At 58.9% G+C, this 18,447-nt stretch carries 13 protein-coding genes; 6 read left to right on the forward strand and 7 right to left on the reverse strand.

Annotation, left to right across the window (positions count from 1 at the left end; all coding sequences use genetic code 11):
* Positions 1-79: 79 nt before the first annotated feature.
* Positions 80-1,273 carry a 1-deoxy-D-xylulose-5-phosphate reductoisomerase gene (locus tag FY152_11375; protein UXS32663.1) on the forward strand — a complete coding sequence of 398 codons (1,194 nt, stop codon included), beginning with the start codon at positions 80-82 and terminating at the stop codon, positions 1,271-1,273.
* Between the two features lie 35 nt (positions 1,274-1,308).
* Here FY152_11375 and hemA read toward each other — a convergent pair whose 3' ends face one another.
* Positions 1,309-2,526, reverse strand: a complete 1,218-nt coding sequence (gene hemA / locus FY152_11380) for a 5-aminolevulinate synthase (GenBank protein UXS32664.1) — start codon at positions 2,524-2,526, stop codon at positions 1,309-1,311.
* Between the two features lie 371 nt (positions 2,527-2,897).
* On the opposite strand from hemA, the gene FY152_11385 reads away from it, so the two are divergent.
* From FY152_11385 to FY152_11405, 5 genes are all read left to right on the forward strand, one after another.
* The gene (locus FY152_11385) at positions 2,898-3,149 is read left to right on the forward strand and encodes a glycine zipper 2TM domain-containing protein (GenBank protein ID UXS32665.1); all 252 of its coding nucleotides are present in this window, start codon (positions 2,898-2,900) and stop codon (positions 3,147-3,149) included.
* Positions 3,150-3,324: 175 nt separating this feature from the next.
* The gene (locus tag FY152_11390) at positions 3,325-5,250 is read left to right on the forward strand and encodes an outer membrane protein assembly factor (GenBank protein UXS32666.1); all 1,926 of its coding nucleotides are present in this window, start codon (positions 3,325-3,327) and stop codon (positions 5,248-5,250) included.
* A 45-nt stretch (positions 5,251-5,295) separates the two neighbouring features.
* Entirely contained in the window at positions 5,296-9,456 is a 4,161-nt protein-coding gene (locus FY152_11395) for a translocation/assembly module TamB (GenBank protein UXS32667.1), read from the forward strand.
* Positions 9,457-9,721: 265 nt separating this feature from the next.
* Entirely contained in the window at positions 9,722-10,198 is a 477-nt protein-coding gene (locus tag FY152_11400) for a purine-binding chemotaxis protein CheW (GenBank protein UXS32668.1), read from the forward strand.
* Between the two features lie 355 nt (positions 10,199-10,553).
* A complete protein-coding gene (locus FY152_11405; GenBank protein UXS33270.1) occupies positions 10,554-12,290 on the forward strand; it encodes a PAS domain-containing protein in 1,737 nt (578 codons plus the stop codon).
* Between the two features lie 48 nt (positions 12,291-12,338).
* On the opposite strand, the gene fdhD is transcribed toward FY152_11405, so the two are convergent.
* From fdhD to FY152_11435, 6 genes are all read right to left on the reverse strand, one after another.
* Positions 12,339-13,145: a formate dehydrogenase accessory sulfurtransferase FdhD gene (gene fdhD, locus FY152_11410; protein ID UXS32669.1), complete on the reverse strand. Its 807-nt coding sequence runs from the start codon at positions 13,143-13,145 to the stop codon at positions 12,339-12,341.
* A gap of 271 nt (positions 13,146-13,416) precedes the next feature.
* Positions 13,417-13,827 carry a F0F1 ATP synthase subunit epsilon gene (locus tag FY152_11415; GenBank protein ID UXS32670.1) on the reverse strand — a complete coding sequence of 137 codons (411 nt, stop codon included), beginning with the start codon at positions 13,825-13,827 and terminating at the stop codon, positions 13,417-13,419.
* Between the two features lie 129 nt (positions 13,828-13,956).
* A complete protein-coding gene (atpD, locus tag FY152_11420) occupies positions 13,957-15,411 on the reverse strand; it encodes a F0F1 ATP synthase subunit beta (GenBank protein UXS32671.1) in 1,455 nt (484 codons plus the stop codon).
* 23 nt (positions 15,412-15,434) lie between these two features.
* On the reverse strand, positions 15,435-16,313 hold the full coding sequence (locus FY152_11425) for a F0F1 ATP synthase subunit gamma (GenBank protein UXS32672.1): 879 nt from the start codon (positions 16,311-16,313) through the stop codon (positions 15,435-15,437).
* Between the two features lie 30 nt (positions 16,314-16,343).
* A complete protein-coding gene (locus FY152_11430; protein ID UXS32673.1) occupies positions 16,344-17,873 on the reverse strand; it encodes a F0F1 ATP synthase subunit alpha in 1,530 nt (509 codons plus the stop codon).
* Positions 17,873-18,433: a F0F1 ATP synthase subunit delta gene (locus FY152_11435; GenBank protein UXS32674.1), complete on the reverse strand. Its 561-nt coding sequence runs from the start codon at positions 18,431-18,433 to the stop codon at positions 17,873-17,875. Before FY152_11435 ends, FY152_11430 begins: the two co-directional genes overlap by 1 nt.
* Between the last annotated feature and the right edge of the window lie 14 nt (positions 18,434-18,447).

Raw genomic sequence — 18,447 nt, forward strand, 5'->3', positions numbered from 1 at the left:
TCGCCCGAAAGCGTGCAGCGGTTTCGGGAGAACGGCATGCGCCAAAAGGTGCAAACCGCAAACGACCGACGGACTGAAGATGACGACTGCCAGTGAAACGCCACGCAAACTGACCATATTGGGCTCGACGGGTTCGATCGGTACGAACACGCTGGATGTCGTGCGTCAGCTGGGTGGCCGTGGCCAATTCGAGATCATGGCGCTCACCGGCGCGGGCAACATCGCGCTTCTGGCGGAACAGGCGCGCGAATTCGGCGCTGAGCTTGCGGTGACAGCCGAGGATGACAAATACGAAGCGCTGAAATCCGCCCTTGCCGGCACCGGCATCAAGGTTGCGGCGGGCAAATCCGGCCTCGAGGAAGCGGCCTCGATGGAAGCAGGCTGGGTGATGGCAGCGATTGCCGGAACACCTGGTCTCGTACCCACATTGACGGCCGCGCGGCGCGGCGCGGATATAGCGCTTGCCAACAAGGAATGCCTCGTTTCGGCGGGCGATGTTTTCCTGCGCACGGTCAAACAGGGCGGTGGCAGGCTGATCCCGGTCGACAGCGAGCACAGCGCAATCTTCCAGTGCCTGACGGGCGATCACAAGCAGGCCGTGGAGCGCATCGTACTCACCGCATCCGGCGGCCCGTTCCGCACCTGGTCGCGTGAGCAGATGGCCAATGTCACGGCGGATATCGCACGCGCCCACCCCAACTGGTCCATGGGGCTGAAGGTCTCCATCGGCAGCGCCTCGATGTTCAACAAGGGGCTGGAAATGATCGAGGCGAAATATCTCTTCGATCTCAGGCCCGATCAGGTCGAGGTGATCGTCCACCCGCAGTCGATCATCCATTCGATGGTGGGTTACACCGACGGCTCCTATATCGCCCAGCTCGGCTCCCCCGATATGCGCACCGCCATCTCCTATGCTCTCACCTACCCTCAACGCGGCAATCTGAATGTCGAGCGGCTGGATTTCGCGAAACTGGCGCGGCTGGATTTCGAAGCGCCGGATGAAGCCCGGTTTCCGGCGATCCGTCTGGCACGCACGGCGCTGGTGCGCGGCGGCCTGCAGGGTGCGGCCCTGAATGCGGCCGAAGAGACCGCTTTTCACGCTTTCGTCGAGGGCGGCATCGGATTTCTCGATATGGCCGATATCGTCGAAACGGTCATGGACCGCATGCATGACGGCCGATCCGCAGCCACGATTGAAGATGTGTTCGCGGCGGATGAGGAAGCCCGAAACCATGCGCTGGAATTGATCGCCACCAAAGAAAAGGCCGCGTAAACGCGGCCCGGTCTTCTCTTATTTAAATCCCGGCTTCACGCCACCGCCCGCGCCAGCGCACAATGCGACCAGAGCTGGTGCAGCGCACCGACCAGATGCTCGATATCGGCATCGCTATGCAGCGGCGTCGGTGTGATGCGCAGGCGCTCGGTCTTGCGCGGCACGGTCGGATAGTTGATCGGCTGCACATAAACGCCGTGACTATCGAGCAGAATATCCGAAATCCATTTGCACTTGGCGGCATCGCCCACCATGACCGGCACGATATGGCTTGGATTGTCCATGTGCGGAATGCCGCGCGCATCGAGAAGACCGCGCAGCTTGCGCACCCGGTCCTGATGGCGCGCGCGCTCGAAGGGGCTTGCCTTAAGATGCTGGATCGAGGCAATCGCGCCAGCGGCAAGCGACGGCGGCAGGGCCGTCGTGAAGATGAAACCGGAGGCGAAAGAACGAATGAAGTCGCAGACCGCCGTGGAGCCGGTAATGTAACCGCCCATCACGCCGAAGGCCTTGCCAAGCGTTCCCTCGATGATCGTCACGCGATCCATGAGACCTTCGCGCTCGGCAATGCCGCCGCCGCGCGGGCCATACATGCCCACAGCGTGAACCTCATCGAGATAGGTCATGGCGCCATAACGGTCGGCCAGGTCGCAGATTTCCTTGATCGGCGCGATATCGCCATCCATCGAATAGACGGATTCAAAGGCGATGAGCTTCGGCGCGTTCGGATCAGCGGCTTTAAGCTTCGCCTCGAGATCTTCGAGATCATTGTGCTTCCAGATCACCCGCTCGCAACGGCCGTAACGGATACCCTCGATCATCGAAGCATGGTTGAGCGCATCCGAGAAAATGATGAGGCCCGGAATTTTCTGGCCGAGCGTTCCGAGGGTTGCCCAGTTGGAGACATAACCCGAGGTGAAGATCAGCGCCGATTCCTTGCCGTGCAGATCGGCAAGTTCCTGTTCAAGAAGGACGTGGTAATGGTTGGTGCCAGAAATATTCCGGGTGCCTCCCGCACCCGCGCCACAGTGGTCAATGGCGGCTTTCATGGCTTCGATGACTTTCGGGTTCTGGCCCATGCCGAGATAGTCGTTCGAGCACCAGACGGTGACGTCCTTGCGCTCGCCATTGGCGTTGTACCGTGTCGCACGGGGAAAATTGCCCTGCTGGCGCTCGATATCCGCAAAAACGCGATAGCGTCCCTCAGAATGCAGGCTTTGCAGTTCCGCCGTGAAAAATGCCTCGAAGTCCATGCCATGCTCCAGAATTGACCAGATCGTTTTCTGCCCCGACACCGGAGCCGTCAACCCTTGCGGGTCACTTTAACCGCGTCTGCGTCAATTCGCCGTTGTTTTGAACCATTCCAATAAACCGTTTATAGATGCCGATGAAAAGTACAAAATTGATTCACATCAAAAAACCACGAAATTTGGAACCTTTTTCGCAACGCGCCGTTGTTTGGGACGCAATCGATTTACGCTCGGGAGGAATGCCTGAACTGGAGGCTTCCCTAAACGACATCGAATTGTTAGTTATCTGTGGCGGTCGGAGGTAGCAGTCGCCGCAGATAAATATGGGACGCCTACCGAGCCGAAGAGCTCATTGTAACGTTGGAGAGAGTTTCATGAAAAAGGCAATCATATTTGCGCTGGTCGGCCTGTCGCTTGCAAGCTGCACGCAGACCGAAAAGGGTGCTTCGATCGGTGCCGTTTCCGGTGCGGTCCTTGGCGGCGCTATCACGGGCAATGTTCGTGGCGCGGCAGTGGGTGCAGCCATCGGCGGCGTAGGCGGTGCCTTGATCGGCAATGCTTCCGAGCCGGGCTATTGCTATTATCGCGACCAGTACGGTCAGCGTTACACGGCGCGTTGCCGTTAATCGCACCGCGAAATACCGTTGCACAGAAGCCCCGGTCACCCGGGGCTTTTTGCGTTTAGGGCGGCAAAATACCAGTCGAAGGGTCCTCAAGGCCGTTTATTTATGATTAAATTGCAATGTTAACGGACAGGAAACGGGTTAGGGCGACAATAAATGCTCAACCATAAAGCAGCTTATGCGAAGAACACGAACTAACCCGAAGACAGGTATTGCGTATCGGAAGGCTGGCACCGCGCTTGCGGTTGCTGTCACGTTCGCCCTGTATCCGGCGTTTACCCGTGACGCCTTTGCCTTCAAACTGTTCGGTATGCGCCTCTGGGGTTCGGAAGAACCGGAGGTTGAGGTTATCAACCCGGTTAAATATGCCGTCACGCTCAATGCCCCCGAAGCCGACAAATCGCTGAAGGGCAGCCTCGAAAACAGCTCCCTTCTTCTGGCCGACAAGGACAAACCCGCCTCGGGTGACCTCGGTCTTCTGATAAAGGCGAGAGATGACAGGGACAGGCTGATCGCGGCACTATATGAAAACGCCCGTTACGGCGGCATCGTCAATGTCACCGTCGCTGGCAAGGATGTGGATGCTCTGCCGCCCAACCCGGTATTCGATCACAGCGCACCCGTGCCTGTGGTCATAACGGTGACGCCTGGTCCCAAATTCACGCTCGGCAGCGTCCGCCTCGAAGGTGATGTGACGGGCCGCAACCTTGAAGAATACGGCCTCATCACCGGCGGCGATGCCGGGTCTCTGGCAATCATCCGCGCCGGCAACAAGCTCATTGATGATCTCAAGGCCGAAGGTCGCCCGCTTGCCAGGCTGACGAAACGCGAGGCGGTCGCAAACCACGCGACGAACACGGTCGACATTACCATGGCAGCCGAAGGCGGGCCTGTTGCGCCCCTCGGAGAGGTGACCGTCACCGGTGAAAAAACCGTCGATGGGGACTTCATCCGCCGTTATTCGCGCCTCAATGGCGGCGAGCCCTATTCGCCGGAAAAGCTGCGCAAGGCCGCAGACCGGCTGCGCCAGCTCGGAGTCTTTTCCAGCCTGACGATCAAGGAAGCAGGAACGCTTTCGCGAGACGGCTCCATTCCGCTCACCATCGAGGTGTCGGAGGGCAAGCACCGCTATTTCGGCGTCGGCGCCCAATATTCCACCACCGAAGGCATTGGCCTCCAGGGTTATTGGGGCCACAGGAACCTGTTCGGGCAGGCGGAATCACTGCGCATCGAAGGCTCGGTTTCGCGCATCGCCGAAGCATCCAGCGTCGAAGGCATGGATTATTCGGCGGGCATCACCTTCACCAAGCCCGGCATGTTCAATCCGCGTACCACCTTCAAGACCAGCCTGATCGCCAAGACCGAACATCCCGATACCTATGAGGCGAAGACGCTGACGGGAACGGCCGGTTTCAGCTATGAGCTGAACGATACCGACACCGCCGCCGCCGGTCTCGAGGTGCAATGGGCCGATACCGAAGACGCATTCGGCAAGAATGAATATCTGACCACCTCCATACCGCTGGAATTCGTGCGCGATACCCGCGATGACAAGCTCAACCCCACCGAAGGCTTCCGTGCCTCCCTGGCCGCCAAGCCAAGCTATGAGGCGCTGAACGGCACGTTTTTCTCCTCTTTCGAGGGCTCCATCACGGGCTACAAGGGACTTGGCGCCGAGGACCGGCTGATCATGGCCGGAAAGCTTTCCGGCGGCGTGCTGGTCGGCGGCAGCGACCTGCAGGACATACCGACGACCCGGCGCTTCTATGCCGGCGGCGGCGGATCGGTGCGCGGCTACAGCTATCAGGAAATATCGCCCTATAATGCAGCGGGTGATGCAACCGGCGGCCGCTCTTATGTGGTAGGTTCCGTTGAGGCCCGCATCAAGGTCACCGATACGATCGGCATCGTGCCTTTCATCGATGCCGGCGTGGTTTCGGATGAAGTGACGCCGGATTTTTCCGATATCCGGGCTGGCGCCGGTATCGGTCTGCGTTACGCGACGCCCTTCGGGCCTCTGCGTCTCGATGTCGCCATGCCGCTTGATAAATATGATGGTGGCAACAATTTCGGCATTTATGCCGGCATCGGCCAGTCATTTTAAACGCCGCTGTCGAACACCCTTGTAACAGAGTGTAGATTACCTTTGATGAGAACGTTGATTCGATTGCTGAAATGGCTGGGCTACGTCGCTTTGTGCGGCGTTGTGCTGGCGTTGCTTGTGGTTCTGTTCGTTGGTTTTACACCGATGGGTGCCAGAATTGCCGCAAAACAGATTTCATCGCTCGTATCCACACCCGATCAGACGATTGAAATATCCCCGCCCAGCGGTCTTTTGACTGGCCGCCTGCGGCTCGACAACGTCACCCTTTCGGACCGGCAGGGAGCCTATGCCCGCGTAAACCAGATTGCCGTCGATTGGTCGCCGCTCTCGCTGCTTGCCGGCACCTTCCATGCCGACCGTGTGTCGGCCGGATCGATCGATGTCGAGCGTAAGCCGCTTCCCGCACAGGAAACAGCGACGAAAAGCGCCGGCAATTCCTCACTGCCAATCGAAATCGTCATCGATAATTTCAGCTTTCCCGATATCAGCCTCGGGCAGTCGCTTCTCGGGCGCCCCTTCGACCTGACGGCCGAAGGCAATCTGAAGGCGGCGCAGGACGACATGCGGCTGTCGCTCACGGCCAACCGGCTGAATGCTCCCAATGCCTCCGTCAATGCGGATGTCGCATTTCTTCCGAATGAAAATGTGCTGAAGCTGAAAGCGGAGATGAAAGAGCCCGAGGGCGGGCTTCTTGCCACGCTGCTTTCTCTTCCCGGCACGCCAGCCGTGGCTATCGACGTGAACGGCGAAGGGCCGCTTTCCGACTGGACCGGCACCTTGCGCGGCAATGTCGCAGGCAACCAGATCCTCAATGTCACGGGCCGCCATCTTCTTGCCGACGACGGCACACGCCGCATCGAGATTGCCGGCGGCGGCCAGCCGGATCTGCTTCTGCCCCCTGCCTTCCGCCAGCTTTTTGCCGGCGAGACGAAACTCGATGCGAACGCCACGCTTTCTCCGCAGAACCGCATCGAAATCGGCAGCAGCACGCTGGAAACCGGCACCCTGTTGCTGACGGCTTCCGGCATCGTCGATCCAAACGGTCAGAACGATCTTAGCGCGAACCTCATCGGCACTGCCGGTCCGGTCGATTTTCGCTGGCCGCTGAACAATGGCGAGGTTCAGGCCCTTATCAACGGGCTTGATCTTTCGCTAAAGGGCAACGCCGATGCCGCACATCTCAAGACCACGGCGTCATTGCGCAGCCTTTCTTTGCCGCAAGGCAAGCTAGACGATATCAAGCTGACGGCGGAAAGCACCGATCTCAACATTGCCGACCAGAGCGGCACTATCCAAACCATCCTTTCCGTCGCGCAATCGTCTTTCGTCAGCCCGGATATCGACCGGCTGGTGCGCGCACCCGTCACCATCAAGGCGCCGCTCCGCCTCACTTCTTCCGCCATTGGCTTTGATGGCGCGACGCTGGAAAGTGCCAGCGTGGGTGGAACGCTGAACGGCAGTTTCGACCTCGCCAATAATCGCCTGACATCCAGCGTGCAGCTCTTCGCTTTGCCCGCCACCCTGCCGCCGGCGCTTGCCGAAAAATTCGATACCACCATTGCTCTCCAGGGCGATATCGACCTGATCATTGGCGGGCGCACCAGCGTTCAGAACCTCGTGGTCAAATCAGGAACGATCGAAGCGGCCGGCGATGTCAGCCTCGAAAACGACGCGTTGAGCGCCAATCTGACAGGTAAATTTCCGGCGCTCGAAAAGCTGACGCCGCAGGCCAAAGGCGTTGCCGATTTTGCAATCGAAGCCAGCGGCGCGCTTGCCGCACCCGATTTCAATGTCACTTTGAGTTCCGAAAGTGCGATCCTTGCCGGACGAAAACTCGAAGCGCTGAAGGTCAACGCCTCAGGCAAGGCCGATCCCAACGCTCCACAGGCGAAACTGACGGCCAGCGGCAGCCTCGACCAGCAGAAAATTGACGCTAACGCCAATGTCGTGCAGACCGAAAACGGCACGGCGATCCCGGAACTTCACGTCGCGGTGGGCCGTAACATCTTGGACGGGCAGCTGCAATTCTCGCAGCAATTCCTCCCCTCCGGCAATCTTTCCTTCAACTTCCCTGATCTAGCCCTGCTGGCCGCACTGGCCGCGCAACAGGCGGAAGGCGATGTTGTCGGAGATATAGCGCTGAGCAATGCCAATGGCCGGATTGCCGCAACGATAAAGGCCAATGGCAACAGCATCCGTCAGGGCACGACGACGATTTCGAAGCTGGCGGCGGATATCTCCATCGATGACCTGCAGGCGCTTGCGATCAATGGCAAGGTCAGTGCCGATAGCGTCAATGCCGGCGCCGCATCGATTTCCGGCCTGAACGCCACCATCGGCCATTCCGGCACGACAACGCAATTCGACGTCAACGGCCGTTACGACAATGCACCGCTGGTGGTGAAGGGCAGCGCAGATACCGGCGGAACGCCGATGACGGTGAGGCTCGACGCCTTTTCCGCCGCTCCCAAGGGCATTGCCGTGCGGCTTGAAAAACCAAGCACCATTGCCATCCAGAATGGCACGGCGCGCATCTCCGATCTGACCATCATCACCGGCGATGGACGCATTGAGGTCAACGGCACCGCCGGATCGGCGCTCGACATCAATGCCGATATCCGTTCGCTTCCCGCCAGTCTTGCAAACGCCTTCGCTGCCGGGCTGGATGCGGCAGGCAGCATATCCGGCACTGTCAGCGCCAAGGGAGCGGCATCCGACCCCTCGGTTGATTATAATCTGAACTGGGCGAATGCCGAGGTCGCGCAGACCCGCGCCGCAGGACTTGCCGCGCTTGGCATCAAGGCGAACGGCCGTTTCGCGGGCGGTACGCTGCAGATCGACACCAATGTGACCGGTCAGGGCGGCATGTCGCTTGCGGGCGGCGGCTCCCTTGGCATTGCCGGCAATCGCCCGCTTTCAATGGCCTTTACCGGCAGGCTGCCCTTCTCTGCGGTTGCCGCGCAGACCGCCGCCCAGGGCCTCGATGTGGATGGCACGGCCGCCATCGACGTGAAGATTTCCGGCAGCGCCTCCGCACCCGTCGTGACCGGCAGCATCACCACCGATGGCACACGCCTGACCGACGTACGCCGGAACCTGACGATCAACGGACTGGGTGCAACCATCACCTTCGATCGTGACCGCGCCGTCATTTCCCGGTTGACGGGCAAGCTGGCAAGCGGCGGCACAATCTCGGGAACCGGCAGCGTCGGCATAGCCGGCGGCTCGGGCTTCCCCGCGGATATTTCGATCACACTGGATCGCGCCGGTTATAATGACGGCACGCTGGTGACCACTGTGGTAAGTGGCACGCTGACATTAAAAGGCCCGCTGCTGAATTCGCCCATTCTCGGCGGCAATCTGACGCTAGACAGAAGCGCCATCACCATTCCCGAAAAGCTTCCGGCCTCGCTGACGGAGATCGACGTCAAGCACAAGAATGCCCCACCGAAGGTCCGCGCGCAGGCAAAAGCACTGGGTGGCGATCAGGGCGGCAGCGGCAGTTCCTCCACCATCAATCTCGATCTGCAGGTGAACGCCCCAAGCGGCATCTTCGTACGCGGACGCGGCATCGACGCCGAGTTGACGGGCAATCTCACGATACGCGGCACGGCGGCTGTTCCCGTCATCTCCGGCGGCTTTGAAATGCGTCGCGGCAGGCTGGAAATCCTCACCCGTCGTCTTGATTTCACCACCGGCAACATCAGCTTCGGTGGCGGCCTCATCCCGGTTCTCGATATGAAGGCGGACTCGACGGTCGGTTCAACCACCGTCACGGTCGCGGTTTCCGGCAACGCCAACGACCCGACATTCGCCTTCTCCTCAGCCCCTGCCCTGCCGCAGGATGAAGTCATGGCCCAGCTGATCTTCGGTCAGTCCATGTCGAAACTCTCCGCCTTGCAGATCGCCCGACTGGCAGATGCCGCCGCCCAGCTGGCCGGCGGTCGCTCAACCTCGCTGTTCGACAAGCTCAGAAGCAATCTCGGCGTCGATGATCTGGATATTTCCACCGATTCAGAGGGCCAGGCCCGCGTTTCTGCCGGCAAATATCTCAATGAGAGAACCTATCTCGAACTGCAGCAGAGCGGTGAATCCGGTGCCAAAGCCATCATCAACCTCGATGTCGGGCGCGGTGTGAAACTGCGCGGTGAGGCGGGCGGCGATGGCGAAGGTGCAGCCGGCATATTTTACGAGAAAGAATACTAAGCACTCCAGTAAAAATGCGTAACGGGTTTGCGTCCGGACAATGCGTAAATCAGAGAAGAGAGTGTTTTCGCGCTTCGAAGGAAACGAAAACACTCCAGAGCCGTCCGCATTTAGGTTTGCGAAACCATCTCATGTTACGAATCTTCCATTGAAGACGGAAATAGTATTTCCGGCTGTTCAGGCACCAGGCAGAACGCCAAATCCGCATATGCAAGTGTCGGTGCACTTGCGCCGGCCTCCACAGCGAGCATTGGGAAGAATTCTGATGGCAATGATAAACTCTACCAATTTTGGCGGTGAGACGCTGGAAATCATCGCGTTCCGTCTGCATGATCAGGAATTCTGCGTGAAGACGACGACTATCCGCGAAATTCGCGGCTGGGCGCCTTCCACGCCTATTCCCCACGCGCCGAAAGACGTTATCGGCGTAATGAACCTGCGCGGCTCGGTCATTCCGATCATCGATCTGGCCCACAAGCTCGGCATGAAGAGCACCGTTGCAAACGAGAGAAGCGCCATCGTCGTGGCAGAAGTGCACAACATGGTCATCGGCATGCTCGTCGACCGCGTGTCCGACATTCTGACAATCCCGGCAAATCAGGTCCAGCCGGTTCCGGAAATCTCGGCATCTTTCGATAAGTCCTATTCGGAAGGCATCATTGCCAACGAACATGGAATGATCTGCTTCCTGAACCTCGCAAAGATGTTCAAGGGAACCGAAGCAGAAGATCTCGCGGCCTAAGCCGAGAAGACAGGTCCGACGACGTTCGCACCTGCGTTTATCCCCGTCAAACCATACCGCCGGTGCGTATGCCCGGCGGTTTTGCTTTTCCTGCTGCGCGACTTCGCTAAATAAGAACATTTTAATATTATAGATATCTAATATTAAAGCCGAAGATCAGTGCCTCACCGCAACGATACCTGACCAAGGCAGAAAAGTCGCAAGTGCCTGAATTGCTGCTTTCAGCAGCAAAACCTGTCCGATGTTCAAAGTAATACGGCGTGAACCGCATATACTGTGTGGTTCGCCGCACCGTGGACCGAAATTTGGGGGACGTCCAATGCTGGGGTTAGGGAAAAGCGCAGATAACCGAAACATCCTCGATGCGATATCCAGATCGCAGGCGGTTATAGAATTCGATCTCAAAGGCAATATTCTCACGGCAAACAGCAATTTCTGCATGGCGCTCGGTTATGAACTCACCGAGATCGTCGGCAAACATCATCGCATCTTCTGCGACCGGGATCTCGCATCATCGCGCGCCTATCAGGAATTCTGGGAATCCCTTGCCCGGGGCGAATTTCAGGCCAAGGAATATCGCCGCATCCGCAAGGACGGCTCGGTCATCTGGATCGAAGCCTCCTACAACCCGATCTTCCGTTCGGGCAAACCCTATAAGGTCGTCAAGATCGCGACTGACATCACCGCCAAGAAGATCAAGGCTGTGGAAGATGCCGGCAAGCTGGAGGCGCTGTCGCGCTCCCAGGCAACGATCGAATTCTTCCCCGACGGCACGATCATTACCGCCAATCCGAATTTCTGCGCCACGGTGAATTACGACCTCAAGGAAATTGAGGGCAAACACCACCGCATGTTCTGCGATCCCGCTTACGCGGCATCGCCGGCCTATGCCAATTTCTGGCAGCGGCTGGCATCGGGAGAATTCATCTCGGACGAATTCGTTCGCTACGGAAAAAGCGGCAAGGAAATATGGATTCAGGCCGCCTATAATCCGGTGCTGGATGAAGCGGGCAAGGTGGTGAAGGTCGTAAAATTCGCAACTGACGTCACTCCGCGCATGAGCGCGATTACCGTTCTTGCCGAAGCCTTGCAGGCGCTTGCCGAAGGCGATCTGGTCCAGCGCCTCGACAATAGTTTCGTACCAAGCATGGAGAAGTTGCGGCACGACTTCAACGACGTGGTCGGCAAGCTTCAGACCACCATGCAGACGATCGCCCACAATGCCTCGACAATCGCATCCGGCTCGGGCGAGATACGCATAGCTGCGGATCAGCTCTCGCAACGCACCGAACAGCAGGCCGCCTCGCTGGAGGAAACCGCTGCCGCGCTGGAGGAGATCACCACCACGGTTACCGATGCCAGCCAGCGCGCCGGCGAAGCCGGGAAGCTGGTGTTGCGCACGAAAGATCACGCCGAACATTCCGGCGAAATCGTTCAGCAGGCAATTTCCGCCATGGACGCGATTTCGCGCTCCTCCGGCGAAATCACCAACATTATCGGCGTCATAGATGATATCGCCTTCCAGACCAATCTTCTTGCCCTGAATGCCGGCGTCGAGGCCGCCCGCGCCGGTGAGGCTGGCAAGGGTTTTGCCGTCGTGGCGCAGGAGGTCCGGGAACTCGCGCAACGATCCGCCGTTGCCGCCAAGGAAATCAAGTCCCTCATCAACACCTCGCGCGAACAGGTCGCCAATGGTGTCGATCTGGTCGGCAGAACCGGCGGCGCCCTGCGGGATATTCAGTCCCAGATGGGTGAAATCGATGCAAACGTCTCGGCCATTGTCGAGGCATCGCGCGAACAGGCGAACGGGCTGAGAGAGATCAATCAGGCCGTCAACGTCATGGATCAGGCAACCCAGAAAAATGCCGCGATGGTGGAGGAAACCACCGCTGCCAGCCATGGTCTCGCCAATGAAGCTGAAACACTGCACGAATTGCTACGCCAGTTCAGAATATCACGTGACGTGCCCCTTTCCTCCACCCAGCCGAACGACAGGAAGCCAGCCGCCGTCACCAGACTGGCAGCGCCGCAACAGCGATATGCCCCGGTGAGATCGCATGGAAACGTGGTGGCAGAATGGGCGGAGTTTTAGCCGCGCAGACCAGGTCGAAAGACCACGGGCAGATATAGGCCCCCGGCGCTATAAAATAATACGACCCGCGCGGGTGAAGATTTCAAAATCTTCACCCCGCACCAGCGCAACAAGCGTGATGCCTGCTCTCTCGGCAGTTTCGATGGCAAGTGCGGTGGGAGCTGAAATTGCCGCCAAAACGGGACTGCCGAGGATCGCCGTCTTCTGAACCATCTCCACCGACAGGCGGCTGGTAACGACGACAATGCCTGTCCCCGCGGCGATGCCGGCATTGACAACCGCCCCCGCAAGCTTGTCGAGCGCGTTATGGCGGCCGACATCCTCACGCGCGGCAAGCAGGCCCTTTCCAGGATCATAAAAACCCGCACCGTGAACGGCCCTTGTCTCGCGGTTAAGGCTTTGCGCATCGTTGAGCGCTTTCATCGCGGCAACAATCCCATGGCCGTGGATGGACATTCTCGCACCGCTCAGATCCGGCACAACCCGCACGGCCTGCTCGATGGATTCAATCCCGCACAGGCCGCAGCCGACCGGGCCTGCCATGTGCCGCCGCCTCGCGCGCAGCGCCTCTGCTTCAGCGTCCCGCAGATCCACCTGAACATCATAACCTTGCCCTGCCTCGACCACCTCGACTGAGAGGATTTCAGAACGCATCGATATGATGCCTTCCGTGAGACTGAAGCCGACGGCGAAATCGACAAGATCGGCGGGGCTTGCCATCATCACCGCATGGGTGCTGCCACCGTAAGAAAAGGCAACGGGCACTTCTTCCGGCACGGCCCTCTCACCTGCGGTTACGGCTCCCTGTTTCAAAGCGGTTCTCACAACCCTTCGGTAACTTGCCTCTGCCGACACCGCATTACTCCTCCAGTCTGGAAATGCGCCTCACCTTACCCAATTGGCGGAAGCAGCATTTCGTCTCAGCATCACATCTAGCCCATGCCCCTGAAAATCGGAATCTATTTCGGGCAATAACGGGCAGTCGCCCAAAAGAGCGACCCTTGCGAGAACGAATTTCTTTCCTCAGATGACAAACGCGGGCTGAAAACAAAAAAGCGACCGAGACGGCCGCTTTTCTGGTTTGAAATTGTGTGGGCAGTCATTCTTTCGAACCCGCCCGGTGCTTTCAAGCAGCGACGAGAACCTCATGCAGGTTCGTCAGTTCGTAGAGATGCTTTTCAAGCTTGGTCAGATGCTCGTGGTGATGATTACCCTCCTGGATTTCGGCCTTGGCCGCATCGATACGCTTCTGCAGCGTGTCGGGGGACATATCATCGGCCGAAACGGCGGATTCTGCCAGAAGCGTGCAACCCGTCGGGAGAATATCGGCAAAACCGCCGAAAACGACGTATTTATGCGTTTCGCCGGAGGCGAACTTCACCGTCACCAGGCCCGGCTTGATCGTCGTCATGGTCGGCGCATGATTTGCCAGCACCGTCATCTCACCCAGCGTAGCCGGGATGACGACTTCCGTAACCGTTTCGGAAACGAGCAGACGTTCCGGGGAAACGAGATCGAATTTGAAACTGTCAGCCATGGCTATTCACTTCTTTTCAATTACGCGGGCGTCACGGACTTGTCTTCTACAATGCTGGCAAAGCCATTCCGGTTTCGCCGCCATTGCCGGCAAGGCGCGCGGTTTATCCACGCGCCTGCCAATTCATGATCAGGCAGCTTCGCCAGCCAGCTTCTTTGCCTTTTCGATGGCTTCTTCCATCGAACCGACCATGTAGAAAGCAGCTTCCGGCAGGCTGTCATATTCGCCGTTGACCAGGCCCTTGAAGCCCTTGATCGTGTCTTCGAGCGCAACGAGCTTGCCCGGCGAACCGGTGAAGACTTCAGCGACGAAGAACGGCTGCGACAGGAAGCGCTCGATCTTGCGGGCGCGGGCAACCGTCAGCTTGTCTTCTTCCGACAGTTCGTCCATGCCGAGGATGGCGATGATGTCCTGGAGAGACTTGTAGCGCTGCAGGGTCGACTGAACCTTACGGGCAACTTCGTAGTGCTCTTCACCAACGATCATCGGGTCGAGCATACGCGAGGTGGAGTCGAGCGGGTCAACAGCCGGGTAAATACCCTTTTCGGCGATCGAACGCGACAGAACCGTGGTTGCGTCAAGATGCGCGAACGAGGTTGCCGGCGCCGGGTCGGTCAAGTCGTCGGCGGGAACGTAAATAGCCTGAACCGAGGTGATCGAACCCTTGTTCGTGGTGGTGATGCGTTCCTGCATCTGGCCCATGTCGGTTGCCAGCGTCGGCTGATAACCCACGGCCGAAGGAATACGGCCGAGCAGAGCCGACACTTCCGAACCAGCCTGCGTGAAGCGGAAGATGTTGTCCACGAAGAACAGAACGTCCTGGCCTTCGTCACGGAAGTTTTCAGCGATCGTCAGACCGGTCAAAGCAACGCGAGCGCGGGCGCCCGGCGGTTCGTTCATCTGGCCGTAAACGAGCGCAGCCTTGGAGCCTTCGCCGCCGCCGAGCTTGTTGACGTTCGATTCGATCATTTCGTGGTAGAGGTCGTTACCTTCGCGGGTACGTTCACCCACGCCGGCGAATACCGAATAACCACCATGCGCCTTGGCGACGTTGTTGATCAGTTCCATGATGAGAACCGTCTTGCCAACGCCGGCGCCGCCGAACAGGCCGATCTTGCCGCCCTTGGCGTAAGGAGCCAGAAGGTCGACGACCTTGATGCCGGTGACGAGGATCTGTGCTTCGGTCGACTGCTCGACGTAAGACGGTGCATCCTGGTGGATGGCGCGCTTCTTGGCCGTGGTGATCGGACCAGCTTCGTCAACCGGCTCGCCGATGACGTTCATGATGCGGCCGAGCGTTTCCGGACCGACCGGAACTTCGATCGGTGCGCCGGTGTTGGCCACGGCCTGACCACGGACGAGACCTTCGGTCGAGTCCATGGCGATCGTGCGAACGACGTTTTCACCGAGGTGCTGCGCGACTTCCAGAACGAGGCGGTTGCCGTTGTTCTCGGTTTCGAGCGCGTTCAGGATCGGAGGCAGTTCGCCTTCGAACGCCACGTCGACAACAGCGCCGATAACCTGGGTAACCTTGCCCGCGCCGTTCACCGCTGCGGTTTTCTTGGGGGTAGCTGCCTTAGCCATTATCCTTACCCTCTTTCCTTACCTCAGAGCGCTTCCGCGCCCGAAATGATTTCAATGAGTTCCTTGGTGATCTGAGCCTGACGCTGACGGTTGTAGGAAAGCGTCAGCTTGTTGATCATCTCACCGGCATTGCGCGTTGCATTGTCCATCGCGCTCATCTTGGCGCCCATTTCACCGGCAACGTTTTCGAGCAGAGCCCGGAAAACCTGAACCGAAATGTTGCGCGGAATAAGGTCTTCCAGAATAGAAGCCGCATCCGGCTCATATTCGTAGACGGCGCTCTGCGTCGCGACATCCTCTTCCACAACAGGCGTTGCGGCAGGAATGAGCTGCAGGCCGGTCGGGATCTGGCTGATGACGGACTTGAATTCCGAATAGATCAGCGTGCAGACATCGAATTCGCCAGCGTTGAACAGCGAGATCACCTTCTTGGCGATCTGGTCGGCATTTTCAAAACCGACCTTCTTCACGTCGCGCAGTTCGATGCGTTCGATGATGTTGGCTGCAAATTCGCGGCGAAGGCTGTCATAACCCTTCTTGCCGACCGTGATGATCTTGACCGTCTTGCCTTCAGAAATCAGCTTGCGGGCGTGATCGCGGGCAAAACGGGCGATTTGCGAGTTGAAACCACCGCAAAGACCACGTTCAGCCGTGCAGACGACGAGCAGATGCACGTCGTCCTTGCCGGTGCCGGTCATCAGCGCCGGAGCAACGTCCGCCTCAACCGCCGTGGCGATGTTGGCAAGAACGGCGCTCATGCGCTGAGAATAAGGCCGGGCGGCCTCCGCAGCTTCCTGGGCGCGCCGAAGCTTCGCCGCGGCGACCATTTTCATCGCCTTGGTAATCTTCTGCGTCGCCTTCACGGAGGCAATGCGGTTTTTCAGATCCTTTAGTGAAGGCATCCGTTATCCGTCCGAGTAAAAGAGCCCTGATTACGAGAAAGACTTGGCGAAGTTATCAAGAGCGCCCTTGAGCTTGCCCTTGGTATCGTCGCTGATAGACTTTTCCGTGCGGATGGTGTCGAGGATCGCCTTGCCTTCCGAGCGGAGGTAGGAGAGCAGACCCTGCTCGAACTTGCCGACCTGTGCGACCGGAATCTTGTCGAGGTAGCCGTTGACACCGGCGAAGATCACCGCGACCTGTTCTTCCGTCTTGAGCGGAGAGAACTGCGGCTGCTTCAGAAGCTCGGTCAGGCGGGCGCCGCGGTTGAGCAGGCGCTGCGTGGAAGCATCGAGGTCCGAACCGAACTGGGCGAAGGCAGCCATTTCGCGATACTGGGCAAGTTCACCCTTGATCGAACCGGCAACCTGCTTCATCGCCTTGATCTGAGCGGCAGAGCCAACGCGCGAAACCGACAGACCAACGTTAACGGCCGGACGAATGCCCTGGTAGAACAGGTCGGTTTCAAGGAAGATCTGGCCGTCGGTGATCGAGATCACGTTGGTCGGAATAAAGGCCGAAACGTCGTTACCCTGGGTTTCGATGACAGGCAGAGCCGTCAGCGAACCAGCACCCATTTCATCGGAGAGCTTTGCAGCGCGCTCGAGAAGGCGGGAGTGAAGGTAGAAAACGTCGCCCGGATAAGCTTCGCGGCCCGGCGGGCGGCGCAGCAGAAGCGACATCTGACGATAGGCAACGGCCTGCTTGGAAAGGTCGTCATAACCGATGAGAGCGTGCTTGCCGTTGTCACGGAAGTACTCACCCATGGCGCAGCCGGCAAACGGAGCGAGGTACTGCATCGGAGCCGGGTCGGAAGCGGTAGCAGCAACAATGATCGAATACTGCAGCGCGCCGCGCTCTTCCAGAACCTTCACGAACTGGGCAACGGTCGAACGCTTCTGACCGATAGCGACGTACACGCAATAAAGCTTGTCGCCGTCAGGGCCATTATCGTGAATGGCCTTCTGGTTCAGGATCGTGTCGAGAATGATGGCGGTCTTGCCGGTCTGGCGGTCGCCGATGACGAGCTCGCGCTGGCCACGGCCAACCGGGATGAGCGCGTCGATGGCCTTGAGGCCGGTCGACATCGGCTCATGAACCGACTTGCGCGGAATGATGCCGGGAGCCTTGACGTCAACGCGCGAACGCTTGGCGGCATTGATCGGGCCCTTGCCGTCGATCGGGTTGCCGAGCGCGTCAACGACGCGGCCAAGCAGTTCCGGGCCGACAGGAACGTCAACGATAGCGCCAGTCCGCTTTACGGTGTCGCCTTCCTTGATGTCACGGTCCGAACCGAAGATAACCACACCGACGTTGTCGGCTTCAAGGTTGAGCGCCATGCCGCGGATGCCGCCGGGGAACTCGACCATTTCGCCGGCCTGAACATTGTCGAGGCCATAGACGCGGGCGATACCGTCACCGACGGAAAGCACCTGACCGACTTCCGAGACTTCCGCCTCGTTGCCGAAATTTTTGATTTGATCTTTCAGAATTGCGGAAATTTCCGCGGCGCGGATATCCATCAGCCAACCTCTTTCAGTGCAAGCTTAAGGGTGGAAAGTTTGGTGCGAAGAGACGTATCGATCTGGCGGGAACCGACCTTGACGATCAGGCCGCCGAGGATCGACGGATCGACGGTAACGGAAATCGTCACATCCTTGCCGGTAACGCTCTTCAGCGCCGCTTTCAGTTCAGTTTCCTGCGCCTCGTCGAGCGCATGTGCCGAGGTAACCTCGGCGGTGATTTCGCCGCGGTGGGCGGCGGCAATGGTGCGGTAGGCGCGGATCATGCCGGGAACGGCAAAGAGACGGCGATTATTGGCAACGACCTTGAGGAAATTGACAGCAAGACCGGCGATACCGGCCTTCTCGCAGATCGCGGTGATTGCCTTGAACTGATCCTCGGCGGAAAACACCGGGCTCGCAACCAGACGCTTCAAATCGTCGCTTTCGTCGAGAAGTGCGCCGAACTTATCCAGATCGGCCCCAACCGCTTCGACCGCACCCGCTTCCAAAGCAAGCTCGAAAAGCGACGACGCATACCTTTCCGCTACACCGGATGTTCCATGGGAGGTGTCTGCCACGGGCACTTTTTCCC

The organism is Agrobacterium tumefaciens (assembly GCA_025560025.1).
Taxonomy (GTDB): domain Bacteria; phylum Pseudomonadota; class Alphaproteobacteria; order Rhizobiales; family Rhizobiaceae; genus Agrobacterium.